Annotated in this window: 19 protein-coding genes and 1 pseudogene; 6 read left to right on the top strand and 14 right to left on the bottom strand. The window is 64.6% G+C overall.

All coding sequences use genetic code 11. The annotated features are described in order from the left end of the window. Positions 1–23: 23 nt before the first annotated feature. From ABIA70_RS06170 to ABIA70_RS06155, 4 genes are all read right to left on the bottom strand, one after another. A complete protein-coding gene (locus ABIA70_RS06170; protein WP_354146714.1) occupies positions 24–959 on the bottom strand; it encodes an ATP-binding cassette domain-containing protein in 936 nt (311 codons plus the stop codon). A 12-nt stretch (positions 960–971) separates the two neighbouring features. Then, the gene (locus ABIA70_RS06165; protein ID WP_354146713.1) at positions 972–2,027 is read right to left on the bottom strand and encodes an ABC transporter permease; all 1,056 of its coding nucleotides are present in this window, start codon (positions 2,025–2,027) and stop codon (positions 972–974) included. Between the two features lie 52 nt (positions 2,028–2,079). Further along, positions 2,080–3,075 (bottom strand): substrate-binding domain-containing protein, encoded by a 996-nt coding sequence (locus tag ABIA70_RS06160; RefSeq protein WP_354146712.1) that lies wholly within the window; start codon positions 3,073–3,075, stop codon positions 2,080–2,082. 149 nt (positions 3,076–3,224) lie between these two features. Further along, a complete protein-coding gene (locus ABIA70_RS06155; protein WP_354146711.1) occupies positions 3,225–4,238 on the bottom strand; it encodes a LacI family DNA-binding transcriptional regulator in 1,014 nt (337 codons plus the stop codon). Between the two features lie 153 nt (positions 4,239–4,391). On the opposite strand from ABIA70_RS06155, the gene ABIA70_RS06150 reads away from it, so the two are divergent. From ABIA70_RS06150 to ABIA70_RS06140, 3 genes are all read left to right on the top strand, one after another. Beyond that, positions 4,392–5,570 carry a Gfo/Idh/MocA family protein gene (locus ABIA70_RS06150; protein ID WP_354146710.1) on the top strand — a complete coding sequence of 393 codons (1,179 nt, stop codon included), beginning with the start codon at positions 4,392–4,394 and terminating at the stop codon, positions 5,568–5,570. Next, a complete protein-coding gene (locus ABIA70_RS06145; RefSeq protein WP_354146709.1) occupies positions 5,567–6,586 on the top strand; it encodes a sugar phosphate isomerase/epimerase family protein in 1,020 nt (339 codons plus the stop codon). Before ABIA70_RS06150 ends, ABIA70_RS06145 begins: the two co-directional genes overlap by 4 nt. Before the next feature lie 101 nt (positions 6,587–6,687). Further along, positions 6,688–6,936 carry a hypothetical protein gene (locus ABIA70_RS06140; protein WP_354146708.1) on the top strand — a complete coding sequence of 83 codons (249 nt, stop codon included), beginning with the start codon at positions 6,688–6,690 and terminating at the stop codon, positions 6,934–6,936. Positions 6,937–7,003: 67 nt separating this feature from the next. Here ABIA70_RS06140 and ABIA70_RS06135 read toward each other — a convergent pair whose 3' ends face one another. The 10 genes and pseudogenes from ABIA70_RS06135 to ABIA70_RS06090 all read right to left on the bottom strand — a co-directional run bounded on the left by ABIA70_RS06135 (position 7,004) and on the right by ABIA70_RS06090 (position 19,077). Next, positions 7,004–8,452: a sugar porter family MFS transporter gene (locus ABIA70_RS06135; protein ID WP_502917177.1), complete on the bottom strand. Its 1,449-nt coding sequence runs from the start codon at positions 8,450–8,452 to the stop codon at positions 7,004–7,006. Further along, positions 8,449–9,324: a sugar phosphate isomerase/epimerase family protein gene (locus ABIA70_RS06130; RefSeq protein WP_354146707.1), complete on the bottom strand. Its 876-nt coding sequence runs from the start codon at positions 9,322–9,324 to the stop codon at positions 8,449–8,451. The genes ABIA70_RS06135 and ABIA70_RS06130 overlap by 4 nt, the downstream gene beginning before the upstream one ends. Before the next feature lie 52 nt (positions 9,325–9,376). Next, on the bottom strand, positions 9,377–10,390 hold the full coding sequence (locus ABIA70_RS06125; RefSeq protein WP_354146706.1) for a Gfo/Idh/MocA family protein: 1,014 nt from the start codon (positions 10,388–10,390) through the stop codon (positions 9,377–9,379). Between the two features lie 45 nt (positions 10,391–10,435). Next, on the bottom strand, positions 10,436–11,347 hold the full coding sequence (locus ABIA70_RS06120; RefSeq protein ID WP_354146705.1) for a sugar phosphate isomerase/epimerase family protein: 912 nt from the start codon (positions 11,345–11,347) through the stop codon (positions 10,436–10,438). 184 nt (positions 11,348–11,531) lie between these two features. Beyond that, positions 11,532–13,043: pseudogene (locus ABIA70_RS06115) on the bottom strand (CoA-acylating methylmalonate-semialdehyde dehydrogenase); the annotation flags it as partial. Positions 13,044–13,090: 47 nt separating this feature from the next. Continuing rightward, positions 13,091–15,019 carry a 3D-(3,5/4)-trihydroxycyclohexane-1,2-dione acylhydrolase (decyclizing) gene (gene iolD, locus ABIA70_RS06110; protein ID WP_354147320.1) on the bottom strand — a complete coding sequence of 643 codons (1,929 nt, stop codon included), beginning with the start codon at positions 15,017–15,019 and terminating at the stop codon, positions 13,091–13,093. 39 nt (positions 15,020–15,058) lie between these two features. After that, positions 15,059–16,039 carry a Cgl0159 family (beta/alpha)8-fold protein gene (locus ABIA70_RS06105; protein ID WP_502917176.1) on the bottom strand — a complete coding sequence of 327 codons (981 nt, stop codon included), beginning with the start codon at positions 16,037–16,039 and terminating at the stop codon, positions 15,059–15,061. Further along, positions 16,036–17,052 (bottom strand): 5-dehydro-2-deoxygluconokinase, encoded by a 1,017-nt coding sequence (gene iolC, locus ABIA70_RS06100; protein WP_354146704.1) that lies wholly within the window; start codon positions 17,050–17,052, stop codon positions 16,036–16,038. The genes ABIA70_RS06105 and iolC overlap by 4 nt, the downstream gene beginning before the upstream one ends. A gap of 200 nt (positions 17,053–17,252) precedes the next feature. Next, positions 17,253–17,657 (bottom strand): tautomerase family protein, encoded by a 405-nt coding sequence (locus ABIA70_RS06095; protein WP_354146703.1) that lies wholly within the window; start codon positions 17,655–17,657, stop codon positions 17,253–17,255. Between the two features lie 187 nt (positions 17,658–17,844). Further along, on the bottom strand, positions 17,845–19,077 hold the full coding sequence (locus ABIA70_RS06090) for an MFS transporter (protein ID WP_354146702.1): 1,233 nt from the start codon (positions 19,075–19,077) through the stop codon (positions 17,845–17,847). A gap of 170 nt (positions 19,078–19,247) precedes the next feature. On the opposite strand from ABIA70_RS06090, the gene ABIA70_RS06085 reads away from it, so the two are divergent. From ABIA70_RS06085 to ABIA70_RS06075, 3 genes are all read left to right on the top strand, one after another. Further along, complete coding sequence (locus ABIA70_RS06085) at positions 19,248–19,697, top strand: MarR family winged helix-turn-helix transcriptional regulator (protein ID WP_354146701.1); 450 nt, start codon at positions 19,248–19,250, stop codon at positions 19,695–19,697. A gap of 118 nt (positions 19,698–19,815) precedes the next feature. Beyond that, complete coding sequence (locus tag ABIA70_RS06080) at positions 19,816–20,175, top strand: ArsR/SmtB family transcription factor (protein ID WP_354146700.1); 360 nt, start codon at positions 19,816–19,818, stop codon at positions 20,173–20,175. After that, the gene (locus ABIA70_RS06075) at positions 20,172–20,654 is read left to right on the top strand and encodes an SRPBCC family protein (protein ID WP_354146699.1); all 483 of its coding nucleotides are present in this window, start codon (positions 20,172–20,174) and stop codon (positions 20,652–20,654) included. Before ABIA70_RS06080 ends, ABIA70_RS06075 begins: the two co-directional genes overlap by 4 nt. Positions 20,655–20,718: the final 64 nt, after the last annotated feature.

The following is a 20,718-nucleotide window of genomic DNA, read 5'->3' as shown; positions in this document are numbered from 1 at the left end:
AGGCGGGCCCCCATCCCGGCTGCCTAGACGTGCCGGGGGCTGCTTTCCCTTGCTGCTTCGGTTACGCCGGCAACGTCCGCCACCTCGGCCTGGACTTCCTTCACTACGTCGCCGTGTCCACCGAGCTGCTCGAGTTCGTGGGCGAGTTCGGCGAGTTCGGCACCGCCTGCCATCTGGGCCGTGAGCTCGTCCAGGGTGATGTCCTTCTTGTCGTAGTAGCCGATCGACTTGCCGCGCTTGAGCAGCAGGAACCGGTCACCGACGGGGAAGGCGTGGTGCGGGTTGTGGGTGATGAAGATGACGCCCAGCCCGCGGTCACGGGCCTGGAGGATGTAGCGGAGCACCACGCCGGACTGCTTGACGCCGAGCGCCGCCGTCGGTTCATCCAGGATGAGGACCTTCGCGCCGAAGTACACCGCACGGGCGATCGCCACACATTGGCGCTCGCCGCCCGAGAGTTGGCCGATGGGCTGCTCCACATCACGGAGGTCGATGCCCATCTCGGCAAGTTCGTGCTTGGTGATGTCCTTCATTTTCTCGACGTCCATGCTCTTGAACGGGCCGAAGCCGGACGTCATTTCGGAGCCGAGGAAGAAGTTGCGCCAGATCGGCATCAGCGGCACCACGGCCAGGTCCTGGTAGACGGTGGCAATGCCGGCGTCGAGGGCGTCACGGGGTGAGCTGAACTTCCGTTCCTCGCCCATGATGTTCAGGATGCCTTCGTCGTGCTGGTGCAGGCCGGCGATGATCTTGATCAGCGTGGACTTGCCGGCGCCGTTGTCGCCCAGGACGCAGGTGACGCGGCCGTTGTCCACGGCCATCGTGACATCGGACAGGGCGATGATGTTGCCGTAGTGCTTTCCTACGCCGTCGAGGGAGAGCAGGTGCACGGGGGTGTGGGTGAGCGGGTCCCTTTCGTTCTGCAGGAGGGTCTGCTGGTCGATCTGTTTGGCATTCATTCTCCGGGCCCCTTACTTGAGTTCCGCGCGGCGTTTGACGATGAGGTTGACGATGGTGGCCAGCAGCAGCATCAGGCCCAGGAAGAACTTGAACCAGTCCGGGTTCCACTGGGCGTAGACGATGCCCTTGTTGGCCATGCCGAAGATGAACGCACCGATCGCGCCGCCGATGGCCGAACCGTAGCCGCCGGTGAGGAGGCACCCGCCAATCACCGCGGCGATGATGTAGAGGAACTCGTTGCCCACGCCTTCACCGGACTGCACGGTGTCAAACGCGAAAAGGTTGTGCATGCCCAGCACCCAGCCGCAGAAACCAACCGCCATGAACAGGCCGATCTTGGTGGCCTTGACCGGGACACCGACGGCGCGGGCGGCGTTTTCGTCCCCGCCCACGGCGAAGATCCAGTTCCCCACCCGGGTCCGCATCAGCACCCAGGTGGCCACTGCAACGAGGGCGATCCAGATGAACACCGTGATTTTGACGTCGATGCCACCGATGGTGACTGAGGAGGCGAACACTGCGCGGGCGGAAGCGAAGCCGTCCATGTTCGAGATGGACGGGGAGGACACGGATCCGCCGACCAAACGGGTCAGGCCCAGGTTCAGGCCGGTCAGCATCAGGAACGTAGCCAGGGTGACGATGAAGCTGGGCAGTTTGGTCTTCATCAGGATCCAGCCGTTGATGAAGCCGATGGCCAGGGAGACCACCAGGGCCAATCCGACACCGACCCAGACGTTGGTGCTGAAGTACCAGCTGAACATCGATGCCGTCAGGGCAGAGGAGATCACGGCGACGCCGGTAGACAGATCGAACTCCCCGCCGATCATCAGCAGGGACACCCCCACCGCCATGATCCCGATCGTGGAACTGCCATACAGAATTGTCGCCAGGGCGTTGGGCTGGGTAAACGTTGAGGAAACCAACGCGAAAAAGATGAAGAGGACGATGGCGCCCACGAGGGCACCGACCTCGGGCCGGCCGAGGAGCTTCTGGAACGGGCTGCGCTTGGCGACGCGCTCATCGGACGCCGCTGTCTTGGTGCTTGTCTTTGTCTGGGTGATGGTCATGATGACTCTCCTTGCTGCCGGGCCGGCCGTGGCCGGCCCGGCCAGCGGGCTGTTAGCGGATACCCTGCTCGGCGAACTTCAGGACATCCGCCGCGTTTGACTGGTCGATGATTGCCGGTCCGGTCAGGACCGACTGTCCGCCACCGAGCCTGAATCCGCCGCGCTTGTTCTGCCACAGCGCATCGACCGATTCGTAGCCCTGCAGCCACGGCTGCTGGTCCACCGTGAACAGCACGCTGCCGTCGGAGACTTTCTGGGCCAGTTCCTTGTTCAGATCGAAGCTGGCAACTTTGGCCGGGCTTCCGGCGGTGGACACGGACTTGAGGAGCGTCAGGGTGATGGGAGCGCCCAGCCCAATGATGACGTCGGCGTCTTTGGATGCCTGGAGCTTCGCGGTGGCCGTCGATTCGACGGACGTCATGTCCGCTCCGTTCACGTACAGAATTTCTGTCCCCGGCACCTTGGCCTTCACGCCGGCACAGCGGGCTTCCAGGCCCACGTGGCCCTGCGCCTGGATCACGCAGACCGGGTGCTTGAAACCACCCGCTGCCAGCTTTGATCCCACCGCCTGTCCGGCGAGCTGCTCGTTTGAACCGAAGTGGGTAAACGCTCCCACCTGCGCAGAGGCCGCTTCCCCGGCGTTGAAGCTGACGATCGGAATGCCGGCATCAGAGGCCTTCTTCAGCGCATCCTTCAGCGCGTCAGGCGTGGCCAGAGTCACGGCGATACCGTCCACCTTCTGATCCACGGCCTGCTCGATCAGCTGTGCCTGCCGGCCAGCCTCCGGATCCGACGTGTACAACAGCTCGACGTTGTCCTTTGCGGCCGCCTCCTCGGCGCCCTTGCGGACGGTGTCCCAGAAAGTGTCACCGGCGGGGGCGTGGGCGATCAATGCGATCTTCATCCGATCGGTCGTTGCCACCTGGCCGCCGCCGGCGGCGTTGCCGCTGTCCACCGGCCTGCCGCCCGTGGTGGAACAGGCGCTGAGGGCCAGCATCGGAACGACGGCCGACACGAGTGCCGCCTTCCGCCAAGAAATGTTCTTCACGATTTATCTCCTTTGATTGGGGTTGCGGCCCTGCCACTCTGCAGAAGCTCAAAGCCCCCTACACAGATCATGGTGACTCGGCTCACAGATGTCAAGACTTTGTCCTGACATTAGGATGTTTTTACTTCAGATAAGCAAGCTGCCCATTCTCAGGGCGCCGCAGGGGCGGTCGTAGAGCGGACCACCAGGACGGGTTCGATCAGCGTGCGCCGGGCCTTGAGGGCGGGGTCCTCAAGCCTGGCCAGGAGCCTGCTTGCGACGTCACTCCCGACAAGGTCGCTGCGGTTGTCGACGGAGGTGATGTCCAGGTACCGCGATTTCGCCAGTGGGGAGTTGTCGTATCCGATCACGGAGATGTCACCCGGCACGCGAAGGCCCCGCGCTTTGAGTGCGGCGAAGGCACCCACGGCCATCGTGTCATTGGCGGCGAAGATCGCCGTCGTGTCGGGATACTGCTCCAGCATCCGGCATGCAGCGGCATAGCCATCCTCCTCTGAAGTCCCGCCCGCCTCGCCGGCGATGCGCACCTCCAGACCTGCCTCCACGATGCTGCCCTGAAAGCCCTTCCGCCGATGTTCCGCGGCGCCTCCCGTTCCGGACAGGTGGCCTATTCTCCTATGCCCGAGCATGAGAAGGTGCTCCACCGCGGCGCGGCCGCCGCCGTCGTCGTCGCCCGTGATCAGATCCGCACCCTCCGGCACCCCGTTACGCCAGCCGGCTACCACCGTTGGCACCCAGCTCCTGTTTGGCATGGACCCGCCGGGTTCGGCTGCAATCACCAAGCCGTCCACATGCATGGCAAGCAGCCCGTCGATTGCTTCGTGGATGCGGTTTTCCCCTGGTTGCGAATCGGCAACAGTCACGTGATAGCCGTGGCTGGACAGGGCTGCCTGCATACTCCGCAACAGGTCAACGAACCACAGGTTGCGGTAGTCGTCGATCACCAGGCCGATGCTCTTGGTCCGGCTGCTCGCAAGCGTTGTTGCCGCCCGGCTGGGACGGTAGCCCAGGTCCGACATCGCCACCCGCACCGCTTCCCGCCGCTTGTCACTGACCCGGGCGGGCGACCGGAGGACCAGGGACACCAGCGATGGCGAGACGCCGGCGCGCTTGGCGACATCGTAGATGGTGGGACGGCCTGTGCCGGGGCTTGTAGCTGTCATATCCTGACCCTTTTTCTCATCTGCATTCGACGTCCGGAGACATTGACAGGACATACTCACATGAATAAGCTTTGAGTCCAGTGCTAAATTGTAGCGCTCTAAAAAGCCATAAGGGGTGTTCGGCACCCAGGCTGAATTTCGAAGGAGAAATCAATGGCTGAGAGCCTAGGGGTCGCCGTTATCGGCGCAGGAATGGCCGGCAAGGCGCATGCGGCGGCCTACCGCACAGCGTCTTCCCTTTACAGCCCGGTGCTTCCGCCGGTGCGCCTCGTATCGATCGGAGATGTCAACGCAGAGTTTGGGTCCCTCGCGGCCCGGCGGTTTGGCTACGAACGCAATGACACCTCGTGGCAGGCAATTGCAGAAGCGGATGACATCGACGTTGTCAGCGTCGTCATCGCGAATTCCCTTCACCGCGAGGTAGTGGAAGGCCTGCTCGCCGCGGGAAAGCACGTGTTGTGCGAGAAGCCGCTGAGCGACTCCCTTGAGGACGCCCGCGCGATGGCGGAAGCGGCCCGCAGCGCCTCCAGCATCGCCCGCATCGGCTTCACGTTCCGGCGGACGCCCGGCATCGCCTATATCCGGGACCTCATCCAGAACGGAGTGTTGGGCAACGTCCTGCACTTCAGCGGCCGCTACTGGACCGATTACGGCTTCAGCCCCTCGGCTCCCATGAGCTGGCGTTATAAAGGCGGCCCAGGGTCGGGCGCGCTGGCCGACGTCGGAAGCCACCTGACGTACGTCTCCGAATTCCTCTGCGGCGACATCAAGTCGATCACCGGCGGCAGCCTCAGCACCGTGATCAACAAGCGGCCCCTGCCGCTCGCGGCTGTGATGGGCCACGACCACGCAGCGGTCAGCGACACTTTCGAAGCCGTCGAGAACGACGACTACGCAGCATTCAACGCAGAGTTCGGCACCGGCGCCGGCAGCTTCGAAGTCTCCCGCGTTGCGGCTGGCCACGCCAACAGCCTCCAGTTTGAGGTGTTCTGCGAGAACGGTGCCGCCAAGTTTGACCAGCGCCGCCCGGCCGAAATCCAGCTGTTCCTCAACGACGGCTCCGGCCACGAGAACGGCTACCGCCAGGTCATCCTCGGCCCGGGACACCCCTATATTGCTGGCGGCCTGGCCATGGACGCCCCCGAGGTCGGCTTCGGACAGAACGACGCCTTCGGCTACCAGGCCCGGGCCTTCCTCGAAGAGGTTGCCGGTCTCAGCGAAGCAGAGTCCCTGCCCCGCTGCGCCACGTTCGACGAGGGCGTGCGCAACATGGAACTGCTCGGTGCCGTGACGGAATCCGCGCTCAACAACGGAAAGAAGGTCACCCTGTGAAGCTCGGCGTCTACAACGCAATCCTGCATGACAGGCCACTCCCCGAGGCACTGAAGGTCATCGCAGACCTGGGCCTGACGGGCATCGAGATCAACACGGGCGGATTTCTTCCCGCCGTGCACGTTCCCACGATGGACCAGATCCTGGAAAGCGACACCGCCCGCGATGACTACCTCGGGATCTTCGAGGGCACCGGCGTGGCCATCGCAGGCCTGAACTGCAACGGCAACCCGCTGCATCCCAAGCGCGAAATCGGCGAGAAGCATGCTGAGGACATCCGCCGCTCCATCCGGCTCGCTGCGCGTCTGGGCCAGAACCGGGTGGTCACCATGTCCGGCCTGCCAGGTGGTGAACCGGGGGCAACAGTGACGAACTGGATCGTCAACGCGTGGAACTCCGCGGCACTTGACGTCCTCGATTACCAGTGGGGCGTCGCAGCCGATTTCTGGAAGGAAACCGACCGGCTCGCTGCAGACCACGGCGTCAAGGTGGCCCTGGAACTGCATCCGCAAAACATCGTCTTCAATACCGCTGACGTCTACAAACTCATCGAACTCACCGGCGCCACCCATGTGGGTGTTGAGTTGGACGCCTCGCACCTGTTCTGGCAGCAGATGGATCCGGTAGCTGTGGTCCGCGAACTCGGACCGCTCGTCTTCCAGGCGGCCGCAAAGGACGTCCGCGTCAACACCGAGAATGCTGCCCTCTACGGCGTGCTCGACAACAGCTTCCGGCGGCTCTCGCCGGAGGAAAACCGGACCAACCTTGGTGGCGACGAGTGGGCCAACGAATGGCCCAAGAACTCCGCCTGGGACTTCGTGGCACTTGGCCGCGGACACGACACCGCGTTCTGGACCGAGTTCCTCCGCGCGCTGCACGAAGTAGACCCGGAGATGCTCGTCAACATCGAGCACGAGGACACCTCCCTGGGCCGGATCGAAGGGCTGCAAGTTGCAGCCGAGGTGCTGCGTGACGCTGATGCGGCCCTCTCTGCGTCGCTGAACCCGACGGCCTGACAACTCAGGGCCCGCGGGCTGAAAGCAGGGGCGTCGCTTTCGCGGCGCCCCTGCTCTTGTGTCTGCGGAGCACTCCCCCAACCGAGGACGAACAGAAATTGATGGAAGCCATCGAAGCAGGCGTGCATGTGGTGGCCGACAAGCCTTTCGCCCCGAATGCTCAGGCGGCAAGGACGGCCGCCGGGATTATTGCCTCGGCGCAGGGAAACTACGCCGGCTTCTATACCGGTTTCGCCCGCGCAGTCCGTGGTGCGGGCCCCGGACCGGTGCCGGCCGCGGACGGAATCCGGACGCTGGTGCTGGATGCGGCCCGCCGCAGTGCGGTGGAAAATGCGGTGATCGCACTCTGATAAGTTCCCCAAAAGGGGAACGCAGAAGCGCCCGACGCCGGCCGGCGTCGGGCGCTTCTGCGATGACTTAGGCGGATACGCCGGAGCCCTGCTTGAACAGGTGCTCCAGCTCCTCCAGGGACTTGTCCTTGGTTTCCGGGACGACGCGCTTGACCCAGACGATGGCACCCAGCTGCAGTGCCACAAAAATGAAGAACGTCGCCGAGACACCGATCCACGAGACCATCTGCGGGAAGAAGAAGCCGATCAGGAAGTTGATCATCCACAGGACGAAGACGCAGATGCCCATAGCGATACCGCGGACGTGCATGGGGAAGATCTCGGACATGGTCAGCCACGTGACCGTGCCGATGCAGCCCTGCATGGAAGCCAGGAACGTCACCATAAACAGGAGCACCAGGTAGCCGCGCAGTGTGCTCTGCGGCAGTGCCATGGAGATGACAGCGATGGCAGTCAGGGACGACGCCGTGCCGCACAGTCCCACAATCAGCATGGGTTTGCGGGGCACCCTCGTCATCAGATACATGCCGATGACGACGGCTGCCACCGACGTTATGCCGTTGAGGACGTTGGCAATCAGGGCGCCCTGGTCGCCGAAACCGGACGAAGACAGGATGGACGTCCCGTAGTACATGATGGCGTTAACGCCGCTGATCTGGTTGATGATGGCCATGCCGAGGCCCACCACGAAGATTCTTCGGATCCACGGAACAGTGAGGTCCTTGAACGTGCCCATCCTGGCCTGGTAGTCCTCGCGGGCTGCTTGCCGGACCTCGTCGAACTCGGCTGAGACATCGCCGGCTGCGCGGGTGCTTCGCAGGACTTCCAGGACTGCTCCGAAGCGTCCGGCCGAGGCGAGCCAGCGTGGGCTCTCCGGCAGGACGAGCATTCCGAACCAAAGGATGACGGCGGGCAGGGTGGCGATGACCAGCATCCAGCGCCAGACGTGGTCTGTTCCCGGGAAGAGGTTGCCCAGCACAGCGTTGAACGTAAAGGCCAGGAACTGGCCGGTGACAATCATGAGTTCGTTCTGCGTGACGATCCGGCCGCGCTGGGCGGCCGGCGACATCTCCGCCAGGTACACCGGGACAATGACGGAAGCGCCGCCAACAGCCAGGCCCAGCAGGGTCCGGGCCGCGATGAGCAGTTCTATGCTGGGCGCGATGGTGCAGGCGATGGTGGCCACGGCGAAGACCAGGGCGAGCGCCATGATGGTCTTGCGCCGGCCGAAGCGGTCCGAAAGCCTCCCGGCACTGATGGCTCCGAATGCCGCACCGAAGAGCAGCGTTGAGGTTACCAGCCCTTCGGTGAGCGGCGTCAGCCCCAGGTCCCGTTGTATGAAGGGCAGGGCACCGTTGATGACACCGGTGTCGTAGCCGAACAGCAGGCCGCCAAAGGTGGAGAACAGCGCCACCTTCCGCATGAACTTCTTCGGGTTGGCCGGTTTGACGGTCCCGGGGATCGCCGTTCGGACTGTGTCCGGATCTGTGGTGGTTTGCGCGGACGACCCCGTCATACGCTGACTTTCCGGACGTACTGCTTCATTGTCTCCAGCTGGTGGCGGGAAACTTCCTCGGCGTTATCGTCCTCAGCGAAAACGCTGGAGACCATCACGGAGTTATCCCGGTCCAGGAAGCCGATCTCCTGCAGGCCGCCGAAGAATTCATCCCAGTTGACGTCGCCGTCGCCGATCTTGAGGTGCTGGTGCACCCGGACCGGGTTGCCGGGCGGGTTGGTGATGTAGCGCAGCCCGTGCGAGGCGTGATGGTCCATGGTGTCGGCCACGTGGACGAGGCGGAGCTTGTCCCCCGCCGCCCGCATGATGTCCAGCGGTGCGTTCTTCATGTGGAAGCTGTGCGAGGCGACGTAGACCAGGCCGACGTTTTTGGAGTTCAGCCCGCGGATAACCCGGATGGCGGCAAGGCCTTCCTCAACGAAGTCGTCCGGGTGCGGGTCGATCAGGAGATCGATCCCCTCCCGCTCGATGATGGGAAGCAGTTCTTCCATGGAGCGGTAGAAGGCCCGCTCCGACTCCTCGGCTTTCTCCGGCCGGCCGGAGAACTCGGTGTTCATGGTGCTGACGCCGAGGTCCACCGTGATCTGGATGGCACGCTTCCAGTAACGGACCGCGGCCTCGCGGGCGTCCTCGTCGGGACCGGACCAGCGGAGCACCGGCAGGACGGAGGCGATTTCGATGCCCGCATCCTTGCAGGCCTTATTGAGCTGTCCCACCAGTTCGTCGTCGGCTTTGGGGTGGTTGTAGAACGGGATCAAGTCGGCATGCGGGGTCATCTGCATGTACTTGTAGCCCAGCTCGGCTACCACCCGCGGGAGTTCCAGCAGGCTGTGCGAGTGGTGGAACGGGGTGGGGTCAAGTGCGATTTTCACGAAGGACACTCCATTGTGGTTCAGGGGTCGTAAGGACTTCGGCGGGCATGCCCTAGCTGTACAGGGCGGGCTTGGGGTTCAGCTTCACGGCAACCTTTTCGCCGTTCTTCTGCGCCTCAACGCCGGCTTCGCAGCAGGCAGCGGTGGCATAACCGTCCCAGGCGGTGGGACCGCCGATTTCTCCGCGAAGGGCGGCGTCCACCCATGACTGGATTTCGACGTCGTACGCGGCACCGAAGCGCTCCTCGAAACCGGGCGTGACGTTGCCGCCCCAGTGGCCGGCACTGCGTGTGTAGGGGCCTTTGTCCCCGCCGATGCTGACGATGCCCTCCTCGAAGGACGCCTGGGTGGCAACTTCGTAGCCGAACTTGGCATTGACAAAGATTTCGACGTCGGCCAGGACGCCCGACTCGGTTTCGAGCAGGACATGCTGGGGGTCGTGCTGCCCGGCGGGGGCGCTTTTTGTGGCCTTGCCGAGCCGCACCTGGACGCTGGTGATTTCCTCGCCGGTGAAGAAGCGGATCGCATCGAATTCATGGACCACGGAGTCGTTGATCAGCATTTCGTTGGTGAACCCTGGCGGAGTGGTGGGGTTGCGGTGCTGGTGGTGCAGCATCAGCAGTTCGCCCAGTTCGTTATTGCGGATGATCTGGCCGAGGGCGGCGTATTCGACGTCGAAGCGGCGCATGAACCCCACCTGGATCCGCTTATGGCCCAGCTTCTCCTCCGCCTGGACAATCTTCCAGGAGGACTCGGCGTCAGGTGTGAGCGGCTTTTCGCAGAGGATGGGTATGTCCTTGGCGATCGCCTTGAGCAGGATGTCCTCGTGCAGGAAGCCGGGGGTGGCGATGAGGACGGCGTTGACGTCCCCGTTGTTGAGGGCCTCCTCGGCGTCGGCAAGGGCTACCGCACCCGGGATTCCTTCGACGGCCGCCTGGGCCCTGGCCAGATCGACGTCGACGACGGCGGCAACTTCAGCTCCGTTGATCCGCTTGGTGAGTCGCTGGATGTGGTCTGCGCCCATGCGGCCGGCGCCGATGACAGCGACGCGGAGGGTTTCAGTCATTGTGGTGTCCTTTGAGGTGAGGCTTGGGCATCGGGTGGGTGTCCGTCAGTTGACGGTGGTTCGGGAACCGCAGGAGAGCAGGTAGTTGCGGGTTCGCTTAGCGATCGGCATGGGGACATCGAAGGCCACCGGGTACATGTCCTGCTCCACGATGCCGAAGATCGGCCGGTTCAGTGCTTCAACTGCTTCGATGACGGCGCGCAGGTCCGGCAGGCCGTTCGGCGGCTCGGTCATGACGCCGGCCAGATTTGCCGCTGCCCAGGTCATGTTTTCCTCGTTGACTCGTCTGAGGATCTCCGGGTTGATCTGCTTCAGGTGCAGGTAGCCGATCCGGTCCGGGTAGTTCTTGATCAGTTCCAGGCTGGAAGCTCCGCAGTACTCGGCGTGGCCCGTGTCCAGGCACAGGTTCAGGTACTGCGGGTCCGTTGCGGCCAACAGCGTCTCGATGTCCGCCTGGGCGCCCACGTGGGAATCTGCGTGGGAGTGGAACTGCTGCTTCAGGCCGAAGTCCTCCAGCAGGGTCTTGCCGAGGCGGTTGTGGCCTGCGAACAGGTCGGCCCAAGCCTCCCCGGAGAGTTCGCCGCTCTCGACGGCTTCGCCGGTGACGTCGTCGCGCCACATGGCCGGGATCACCACCATGTGTTCGCCGCCCATGGCAGCGGTGAGCTCGGCGACTTTGCGGGCCGGTTCCCAAGCGGTTTCCCACTGGTCCAGGCCGCGGTGGAATGCCGTGAACACTGTGCCGGCGCTGATCTTGAGGTCACGCTGCTTCAGCTCCTCGGCCAGGCGGGAAGGATCGGTGGGGAGGTACCCGTAGGGTCCCAGCTCGATCCACTTGTAGCCGGACTCGGCTACCTCGTCGAGGAACCGTTCCCATGGCGTCTGCTGGGGGTCATCCGCAAACCAGACGCCCCAGGAATCCGGCGCGGTGCCGATGATCAGTTTGTTCTCAGTCATGACAGCGTTGTCTTTCTCTTGTCGGGTCAGGCCGGGAGCGTCCGTGGGAAGCGCGTCAGTCGCGGCGTCCGCGGCCTTCGGAGTCATCGTCAGCGCGGCCGGGAACTGCATCTTCGCCGGACGGCAGTTGGTCCGGCAGCCCTTCGGCGATTCCGTCGTGGCGCACCGTGTGGCTGTCATCTGCGTGTGAGGGGAAGTTGTAGGAGGCGTCGGAGGCGTGGTGGGTTTCGGGCCAGCGGGAGGTGATGACTTTGCCGCGGGTGTAGAAGGAGACGCCTTCGGGGCCGTAGATGTGCTTGTCGCCGAACAGGGAGGCCTTCCAGCCGCCGAAGGAGTGGTAGGCCACCGGGACGGGCAGGGGCACGTTGATGCCGATCATGCCGACGGTGACGGAGCGCTGGAACTTGCGGGCTGCGGCGCCGGAGGAGGTGAAGATCGCCGTGCCGTTGCCGTAGGGGTTGGCGTTGATCAGCGTGATGCCGTCTTCGAGGGTGTCGACGCGGACAACGACAAGGACGGGACCGAAGATTTCCTCGGTGTAGGCGGTCATTCCGGTCTTGACGTGGTCCAGGACGGTGGGGCCCACCCAGAAGCCTTCCTCGTGGCCCGGGACCACCAGGCCGCGGCCGTCCACCACCATCGCCGCTCCCGCGGCTTCGGCTTCGGTGACGATCCGGACGATGCGTTCCTTGGAGGCGGGCGTGATGACCGGGCCCATTTCGGCGTCGGGAGCGGTGCCGTTATTGACCTTCACGGCCAAGGCGCGCTCTTCGACCTTCTTCACGATCAGGTCCGCTGCGTCCCCCACGGCAACGGCGACGGAAATGGCCATGCAGCGTTCCCCGGCGGAGCCGAACGCGGCGGCGGCGAGGTGGTCAGCTGCGTTGTCCAGGTCGGCGTCGGGCATCACGATGGCGTGGTTCTTCGCCCCGCCCAGGGCCTGGACGCGCTTGCCGTGCTTGGTGGCGGTCTCGTGGACGTACTGGGCGATCGGGGTGGAACCGACGAAGGAGATGCCGTCCACGTCCGGGTGCGTCAGCAGGGCCTCGACGGTTTCCTTGTCGCCGTGCAGGACCTGGAAGACGCCGTCCGGGAGGCCGGCCTGCTTCCACAGCTTGGCCAGCAGCATGGAGGCGGAGGGGTCGCGTTCGGAAGGCTTGAGGATGAAGGCGTTGCCGGTGGCGATCGCCATCGGTGCCATCCACAGCGGCACCATCACGGGGAAGTTGAACGGCGTGATGCCGGCGACCACACCGAGCGGCTCGCGGAAGGAGAAGACGTCGATGCCGGTGGAGACCTGGTCCGAGTAGTCTCCCTTGACCAGGGACGGGATGCCGCAGGCGTATTCGATGACTTCCAGGCCACGGCCGATCTCGCCCTTCGCATCGGAAAGGACCTTGCCGTGCTCGGCCGTGATCAGGGCCGCGAGGTCATCCACGTGGGCTGCGACCAGTTCGCGGAACTTGAACAGGACGGCGGTGCGCTTGGCCAGGGAGATGTCACCCCAGGAGTCCGCAGCCTTGCGGGCAGCGGCGACCGTGGCGTCCAGGTCGGCCCGGTTGGCCAGGCGCAGCTCACCGCTGACCTTGCCGGTGGCCGGGTTGTAGACGGGCTGGGTGCGGGTGCCCTCGCCGACGGTTTCGGCGCCGTTGATGAAGTGGTTGATGGTGGTGGTCTCAGTGCTGGTGGCAGTCATGGGGACTCTTCCTTGAGTAGGCGGAACGACGTGTCGGTTGGAGGGCTTCAGCCGAGCAGTTTACGCTGGCGGTTCTTGTGTTCAACGTAGGTCTGGAAGGCCTGCTTGGTGGACTCAAGTTCGGAGACCTGGGAGACGGGAACATCCCACCATGATTCGGAGCTCGGGGCGTCCAGCAGCGGGTCCGATTCGACGTGGATCAGGATGGGGCCGCCGCGCTCCGGGGCTGCCTTGGCGTCGCGGATGGCCTGTTCTAGTTCGGCGATGACCTTCTCCCCGGGCTCGATCCGGATGACCTTCACGCCCAGGCTCTCGGCGTTCAAGGCCAGGTCCACCGGAAGGGTCTCGCCTTCGTCGAAGCTGTGCTGTTCCTCATTCAGGGCCCGGTACTGGGTGCCGAACCTTTGGGAACCGAGCATCTCCGAGAGCGAGCCGATGGAGGCGTAGCCGTGGTTCTGGATCAGGACCACGATCAGTTTGATGCGTTCGGCGACGGCGGTGACCAGTTCGGTGTGCATCATCAGGTAGGAGCCGTCCCCCACCATCACGACGACGTCGCGCTGGGTTCCGCCCGCTGCCGCCTCGGCCAGTGCCGCGCGCTTGACGCCGAGACCGCCCGGGATTTCATAGCCCATGCAGGAGTAGGCATATTCCACGTGGTAGCCGAACGGGTCCCGGACCCGCCACATCTTGTGCAGGTCCCCCGGCAGGGAGCCCGCGGCGCAGATCACAACGTCGGCCGCGTCCATGGCGCGGGAGGTGGCGCCGATGATTTCGTTCTGCGCCGGCAGCGGGGTGTACCGGGTGTCGAACGCTTCGTCCACGGTGGAGTCCCAGCGCTTCTTCTCCGCCGCGACCTGCTGCTCCAGGTCAGCGCCCACGCGGTATCCGCCGAGGGCTGCGTTGAGCTTGACCAGGGCCTTGCGGGCGTCGGCCACGATCGGCAGCGAGGTGCCGTGCTTGTACGCATCGATGGCGGCGACGTTGATGTTGATGAACTTCACGTCCGGGTTCTGGAACGCTGTCCGGGAGGCGGTGGTGAAGTCCTCGTAGCGGGTGCCGATCCCGATGATCAGGTCAGCCTCCGCGGCGATGGCGTTCGCCGCCGTCGTGCCCGTGGACCCGATCGCGCCGAGGCTGAACCGGTGGTCCCAGGGCAGGACGCCGACGCCGGCCTGCGTGTTGCCCACCGGGATCCCGGTCAGTTCGGCAAACGCGGCGAGTTCCTCGTTCGCGAAGGCGTAGAGGACACCGCCGCCGGCGATGATCAGCGGGCGCTTGGCCGCGCGGATGGCAGCGGCTGCGCGGGCGATATCGTCGTCGTCGGCGTCCGGGCGGCGGATCCGCCATTCACGTTCGGTCAGGAACTCCTCCGGGACGTCAAAGGCCTCGGCCTGGACATCCTGGGGCAGCGAGATGGTCACCGCGCCGGTTTCGGCCGGGTCGGTCAGGACGCGCAGGCCGTGGTGGAACGCGGAGAACAGCTGCTCCGGCCGGTTAACCCGGTCGAAGAACTTGGACAGCGGCCGGAACGCGTCATTGACCGTGATGTCGTAGGCGTAGGGCTGCTCGAGCTGCTGCAGCACCGGGTCCGCGGCGCGGGTGGCGAACGTGTCACTCGGCAGCAGCAGGACCGGCAGCCGGTTGGTGGTGGCCAGTGCCGCACCGGTCAGCAGGTTGGAGGAGCCGGGACCGATCGAGGTGCTGATCGCGAAGGTCTGCCGGCGGCGGGTGTGCCGGGCGTAGCCCACGGCCTGGTGCGACTGCGCCTGCTCATTGCGGCCCTGGTAGTAGGGCATGATGGCCGGATCCAGCTGCTGGTACTGCTTCAACGCCTGGCCCACACCGGCAACGTTGCCGTGGCCGAAGATCCCGAAGGTGCCCGGGATCAGCCGTTCGCGGTAGTCCACTCCCCCGACCGTGTCCACGGTGTACTGCTTCGAAAGGTATTCCACGACGGCCTGGGCCACCGTCATCCTGCGTGTTCCCGATGAATTCTTCATTCCCATGGGAGGTTACTCCGTTACTTCTGCGGTGTTGGGTGACGCGACGCTGGCTGACGCGGCGTCGGCGGATGCTGTGTGGTGAAGGAGGGAGGCAGCGGAAGCGACCGCACCGGCAACGTCCCCGTCGGCCGGGTAGAGGAGGGTCCGCCCAACGGTGAGGCCCTGCACTCCGGGCAGTGACAGGGCAGCTTCCCAGGTGGAGAAGACTTCCTCCTGGGTGCCGTCCGGGTCTCCGCCGAGCAGCACGGTGGGCATGGTGGTGGCAGCCATGACGCGCTCCATTTCCGCCACCACGGGCAGCTTCATCCAGGTGTAGGCACTGGTTGAACCCAGGCCCTCGGCGATAGCGACGGACTTGATCACGGCGTCAGTGGAGAGGTCGTTGCGGACCTTGCCCTTCTCCCAGACGGACAGGAACGGCTCCACCATGGCGATCAGCTTGCGTTCCGCGAGGGAGTCGATGGCCTTCGCCGTCGCTTCGAGCAATGCCACAGTGTCCGGATCGCCGAGGCAGATGCGGGTCAGCATCTTCCCGCCGTCGGCCCCCAGCGCTTCCAGCGCCGCGGCCGTGTGGCCGGTGAAACGGTCATCAAATTCATTCACCAGGCCCGTGAGTCCGCCGCGGTTCATGGAACCAAACACCAGCTTGCCCTCCAGGGCGCCGAGCAGGAGCAGGTCGTCCATGATGTCCGGCGAGGCAAGGATGCCGTCCACGGCCGGGTTGGCCAGGGCAATCTGCAGGCGGTCCAAAAGCTGCCTGCGGTCAGCCATGGCCACCGGGTCACTGCCTACGGACAGGGCGCCGCGCGCCGGATGGTCGGCGGCGACGATGAAGTTCTGCCGGCCGGATTTGAGGCCAGGGTGGCGGCGGCGCGCCTTGGCGGCCCGGGCGATCGCATCCGGATCTTCCAGGCGGATGGTGCTCAGGTGGGCGTAGCGGCGGGGATCGTCATCGACCGCGATGGGGGCGGTGCCAAGATTGGTGCTCACAGGGCTGCTCCTTCGGTGGCAAGTCCTTCGGTGGCAAACTGCCCCGGAACGAGGCGGCCGCGCTCGGCCAGCAGCGAGGTGACCTCGTCCGGCGTCGGCATCGCGTCCGCACAGGACAGGCGGGACGCCACAATGGCGCCGGCAGCGTTGGCGTAGTCCAGGACCTGGGCCAGCGGCCAGCCGGACAGCAGCCCGTGGCAGAAAGCCCCGCCAAAGGAGTCACCTGCGCCCAGGCCATTGAGTGTTTCGACCGGAACGGGGGCGGAGACAACCCGTTCGGTGCGGGTCTTCGCCATCACACCTTCCGGACCAAGCTTGACGACGGCGATTTCAACGCCGGCGGCGAGGAGCCGGTCGGCCTGCTCGTCAGGGGTTCCCTCCCCCACCGCTACCGCGCACTCCTTGTCGTTGCCGATCGCCACGGTCACGTGAGGCAGGATTTTGGCGACCTCGGCGCGGGCTTCCTCTTCGGACGCCCAGAACATGGGGCGGTAGTCAAGGTCCAGGATGGTGAACTGACCGTCTTTAAGGTCCGGGCGGGACCGGGCTTCGTGGGCAGCCAGGTGGGCTGAACGGCTGGGTTCCTGGCACAGGCCGGTGACCGTGGACCAGAAGATCCGGGCATCCCGGATGGCGCCCAGATCAAGTTCCTCCGCCTTGATCTGCAGGTCAGGAGCGGTGGGAAAGCGGCCATAAAAGTAGAGGGGGAAATCATCCGGGGGCGTGATGGCGCAGAAGGTCACCGCCGTAGGCCACTCCTTCACGGGCTTGACAAAGGAGTCGTCCACGTTGAACTTCTGAAGCTCGCGGTGAAGGTAGGTGCCGAAGGCATCGTCGCCGGTGCGGGTGATGACAGCAGCACGGCGTCCGTGCCGGGCTGCTGCCACTGCCACATTGGACGGGGAACCACCGAGGTACTTGCCAAAGGACGTGACGTCCTCCAGGCCCACCCCGATGTCGTTCGGGTAAATATCAACGCTGATGCGCCCGATCGTAAGAAGTTCGTGGGTCACGGTTATCGCGGACCTTTCCTGATTGAACTCGGTACCTGTGACAGTTGGAGCTCCGTTGCCTGGCCATTCCCGTGAGCGGGAACACACCACTACTTTGCCCTAGAATCAATGTCCTGTCAAAGGTTTGTACTGACATAACTACAACTTGCATTTCGGGCCGGAAACCAACAAATAGAGCCCGGTCCTCACGGCACGGGAGCCTATTTACGCGGCACGGCCAGTTCGCCGGTGAGATACTGGGCGCGCCCGAACCCGAAAGACCAGTCCCCGGGAGTGTTCTCTACATAGCCAATGAACACGTCTTCTCCGGCTACGCCGATCTCCGCAAGACTGGCCGCAATTGCCGCAAAAAGGGACCGCTTGGCTTCCCGCGTGCGGCCTCCCTGGGTGAAGATCTGGATCATCACCACGCCGGGCGTGCGCTCAAACCCCAGGCCGGCATCCTGGGCGACTATCTGCCCGCGCGGATGCTCGGTCAGGACATGGAAGTAGTCGCGCTCCGGAATTTCATACTCGGCGAGAATCGCATCATGGATTCCCCGGCTCAGCCGGCGCAGGCCTTCGGCACTGCGCCCCTCATTGACATCGATTCGTACCAGTGGCATTTCCATCTCCTCAACTTTGTCCTGACATACTAACAAACATGAGAACGGTGAAGCAATGCCCCGCGGCTACTGCGAGTCTTCGGAGGCCCAAAGGCTCTTAACCAGCACGACGACGGATGGTCACCATCGTGGCGATGGTGACCATCCGTCGTCGGGAGTCAAGGGTTATCCGTTTGGGGATGGATGGTCAGAGAAGGACACCCGAGGGCTCAGGGGCTGCAGGCTCAGCGGCATCGTTCTCGCGGCGGGCAAGGGAGGCTTGTTGCGCAGCCGGACGCCGGGCACCGGCAGCGGCGATCAGCATGACGGCGAGCCCCAGGAGGGTGATGCCCGCACCGGCCCAGATGGGCGATGTGTAGCCGAGTCCCGCAGTGATGGTCACCCCGCCAAGCCAGGCGCCGAGCGCGTTGCCCACGTTGAAGGCACCGATATTGGCGCCCGACGCGAGGGTGGGTGCGCCGGCGGCGTACTTCATCACGCGCATCTGCAGCCCGGGGACAGTGGCGAAGCCGAAGCCACCCATCAGGACCAGGGATGCCACGGTGAGCACCTGGTTGCTTGCCGTCAGGGCGAAGGCTGCGAGGATCACCACCAGCACGGCGAGCACCACGATGAGTGTCCGGTCAACATTGCGGTCTGCCGCTTTGCCGCCGATGGTGTTGCCGACGAAGAGGCCCACACCAAAGACAATCAACAGCCACGGCACGGTGGACGCCGAAAAGCCGGTGACCTCTGTGAGCGTGAAGGCGATATAGGTGAAGGCGCCAAACATACCGCCGTAGCCAAGAACCGTGACCAGGATGGAGAGCCACACCTGGCCGGAGCGGAAGGCCCGCAGTTCGCTCCGCAGGGTTCCTGGCGCGGTGTCCCCGTGGCCGGTTTTCGGCACCAGGGCCAGTATTCCAGCCAGGGCGATGACGCCGATGACGGTGATGGCCCAGAACGTGGAGCGCCAGCCCGCGGCCTGTCCCAGCATGGTGCCGAACGGCACGCCCAGGACGTTGGCCGCTGTCAGGCCGGTGAACATGATGGCGATGGCGCCGGCTTTTTTGGTGGGCGCCACCATGTCGGCGGCCACTACTGCCCCGATGCCAAAGAATGCGCCGTGGGCGAGGGCTGCGAGAATGCGGCCGGCCATCATCATGCCGTAGCCGGGAGCCAGTGCCGAGATCAGGTTGCCCGCGATGAAGAGCACCAGCAGGACAGCCAGGACGGGCTTGCGCTCAAAGCGGGTCACGGCTGCCGTAAGCACCAGGGCGCCGGCCACCACCGCCAGGGCGTAGCCGGAGATCAGCCAGCCTGCCGTTGCTTCGCTGATCCGGAAGTCCGCCGCAACTTCGGGCAGGAGGCCCATGATGACGAACTCGGTGAGTCCGATGCCGAACCCGCCGAGGGCGAGGGCTATCAGGCCTATGGGCATGGGAGTGCTCCTTTGAAACTGTACGGAATGAGGTAGTGCGCGTAAGCTAGTAGTTGCAGACGCGTTGTTTATTGTTGCACAAGCAGATACCCCGCGCAAGCAACTATTAGTGGTTGTGTCTGTCCTCACGCCCCGCGGCGTGGGGCGGCGCACCGGATAAGGAACAGAGAATGGGCATCAAGGACGACGCCGTGGAGGTCCGCGCACAGGGATGGCGCACACTCGCGGCCCTGCACGGACTGATCGAGGGCGAGCTGGAACGCTCCCTGCAGGCCGGGTCAAAACTGTCCGTGGTGGAGTACACCGTGCTGGACGCCCTGAGCCGGCAGGACGGTTGGCACATGCGCATGCAGCAGCTGGCCCGCGCCACCGCGCTGAGTGCCAGTGCCACCACCCGCCTGGTCAACCGGCTCGAGGACCGCGGCCTCCTGACCAGGATCCTCTGCGCGGACGACCGCCGCGGGATCTACACCGAACTCACGGCAAGCGGGGTCGCTCTGCTGGAAGAGGCCCGGCCGGTCCACGACGCCACCCTGGAGCGCGCCCTCGACGAAGCGCGCGGGATTCCCGAGCTGGCCGCACTGATCCACGCCCTCCCGGGGCTCCACGCCACCGTCTGATACCCCACTCCAGGCCTTGACCGCCGTCACTCTCGGATCTATTCTTAAACAACCAGATGGTTGATCAACCTATTAGTTGATCAGCGACGGACTGTCACTGCGTAAGACGGAGCCACCGATGGATGCGGACAACGGATCGCTGGACCTGGCCTTTATGGCCCTGTCTGATCCCGTGCGCCGCGGCATCATCGCCCGGCTCAGCAGGGGCCCGGCCACAGTGAATGAATTGGCAGAACCCTTCGCGATCACCAAGCAGGCGGTCTCGAAGCACATCCAGGTCCTCGAGCAGGCAGGGCTGGTCACCCGTACGCGGGATGCCCAGCGGCGGCCCGTCCACCTGAATCCCGCACGGCTCGAGGCACTGACGTCGTGGATCGACCAGTACCGGCTGGTCCACGAAGGACGGTTCAGGCGCCTCGATGCCGTCCTTCAATCACACGCCGCAGCCAGCGGCGAGCTACCCAAGGAGTCATCATGAGCAATTCCCTGCACCTCTCCGTTCCGGAAGGCCTTCCGTTCATCGACTATGAGCGCGAGTTCGACTTCCCGGTCGCGGATGTCTTCCGCGCCCATAAGGAGCCCGACCTGATCGTCCAGTGGCTGGGCCCCCGTGGCATGAAGATGGACATCGACCATTACGATTTCCGCACGGGCGGCAGCTACAGCTACCTGCACACAGGGCCGGACGGCGTCGCCTACGAGTTCAAGGGCATCTTCCACACCGTCCGCGAGAACGAGTTCGCCATCCAAACGTTCGAGTTCGGCGGCTACCCTGACGTAGTCAGCCTCGAATTCATGACCTTCGAGGACCTTGGAAACGGACGCACGCGCCTGCGCGGCCACTCCGTCTACCCCACCCAGGAATCGCGGGACGGCATGGCGCAGTCCGGGATGGAAGGCGGCATGAGCGAAGGCTATGAGCGCCTGGACGAACTGCTGTCCGGCGCCAAAGTCTGATACGAACCAAGGACTGATCCGAACAAGGGCAACACGGAAGTACGACGGCGGGACGGTCACCTCC

Source organism: Arthrobacter sp. 754 (assembly GCF_040548695.1).
In the GTDB taxonomy this organism is placed as follows: domain Bacteria; phylum Actinomycetota; class Actinomycetes; order Actinomycetales; family Micrococcaceae; genus Arthrobacter.
The sequence above is the reverse complement of the archived record's forward strand: the minus strand, read 5'-3'. Positions and strand labels throughout refer to the sequence as shown.

Coding starts and splice junctions, on each gene's coding strand:
- ABIA70_RS06170 (WP_354146714.1), bottom strand. CDS start 959: ATGAATGCCAAACAGATCGACCAGCAGACCCTCCTGCAGAACGAAAGG.
- ABIA70_RS06165 (WP_354146713.1), bottom strand. CDS start 2,027: ATGACCATCACCCAGACAAAGACAAGCACCAAGACAGCGGCGTCCGAT.
- ABIA70_RS06155 (WP_354146711.1), bottom strand. CDS start 4,238: ATGACAGCTACAAGCCCCGGCACAGGCCGTCCCACCATCTACGATGTC.
- ABIA70_RS06150 (WP_354146710.1), top strand. CDS start 4,392: ATGGCTGAGAGCCTAGGGGTCGCCGTTATCGGCGCAGGAATGGCCGGC.
- ABIA70_RS06140 (WP_354146708.1), top strand. CDS start 6,688: ATGGAAGCCATCGAAGCAGGCGTGCATGTGGTGGCCGACAAGCCTTTC.
- ABIA70_RS06135 (WP_502917177.1), bottom strand. CDS start 8,452: ATGACGGGGTCGTCCGCGCAAACCACCACAGATCCGGACACAGTCCGA.
- ABIA70_RS06125 (WP_354146706.1), bottom strand. CDS start 10,390: ATGACTGAAACCCTCCGCGTCGCTGTCATCGGCGCCGGCCGCATGGGC.
- ABIA70_RS06120 (WP_354146705.1), bottom strand. CDS start 11,347: ATGACTGAGAACAAACTGATCATCGGCACCGCGCCGGATTCCTGGGGC.
- iolD (WP_354147320.1), bottom strand. CDS start 15,019: ATGACGGTGGCCCAGGCCGTCGTGGAATACCTTTCGAAGCAGTACACC.
- ABIA70_RS06095 (WP_354146703.1), bottom strand. CDS start 17,657: ATGCCACTGGTACGAATCGATGTCAATGAGGGGCGCAGTGCCGAAGGC.
- ABIA70_RS06090 (WP_354146702.1), bottom strand. CDS start 19,077: ATGCCCATAGGCCTGATAGCCCTCGCCCTCGGCGGGTTCGGCATCGGA.
- ABIA70_RS06085 (WP_354146701.1), top strand. CDS start 19,248: ATGGGCATCAAGGACGACGCCGTGGAGGTCCGCGCACAGGGATGGCGC.
- ABIA70_RS06080 (WP_354146700.1), top strand. CDS start 19,816: ATGGATGCGGACAACGGATCGCTGGACCTGGCCTTTATGGCCCTGTCT.
- ABIA70_RS06075 (WP_354146699.1), top strand. CDS start 20,172: ATGAGCAATTCCCTGCACCTCTCCGTTCCGGAAGGCCTTCCGTTCATC.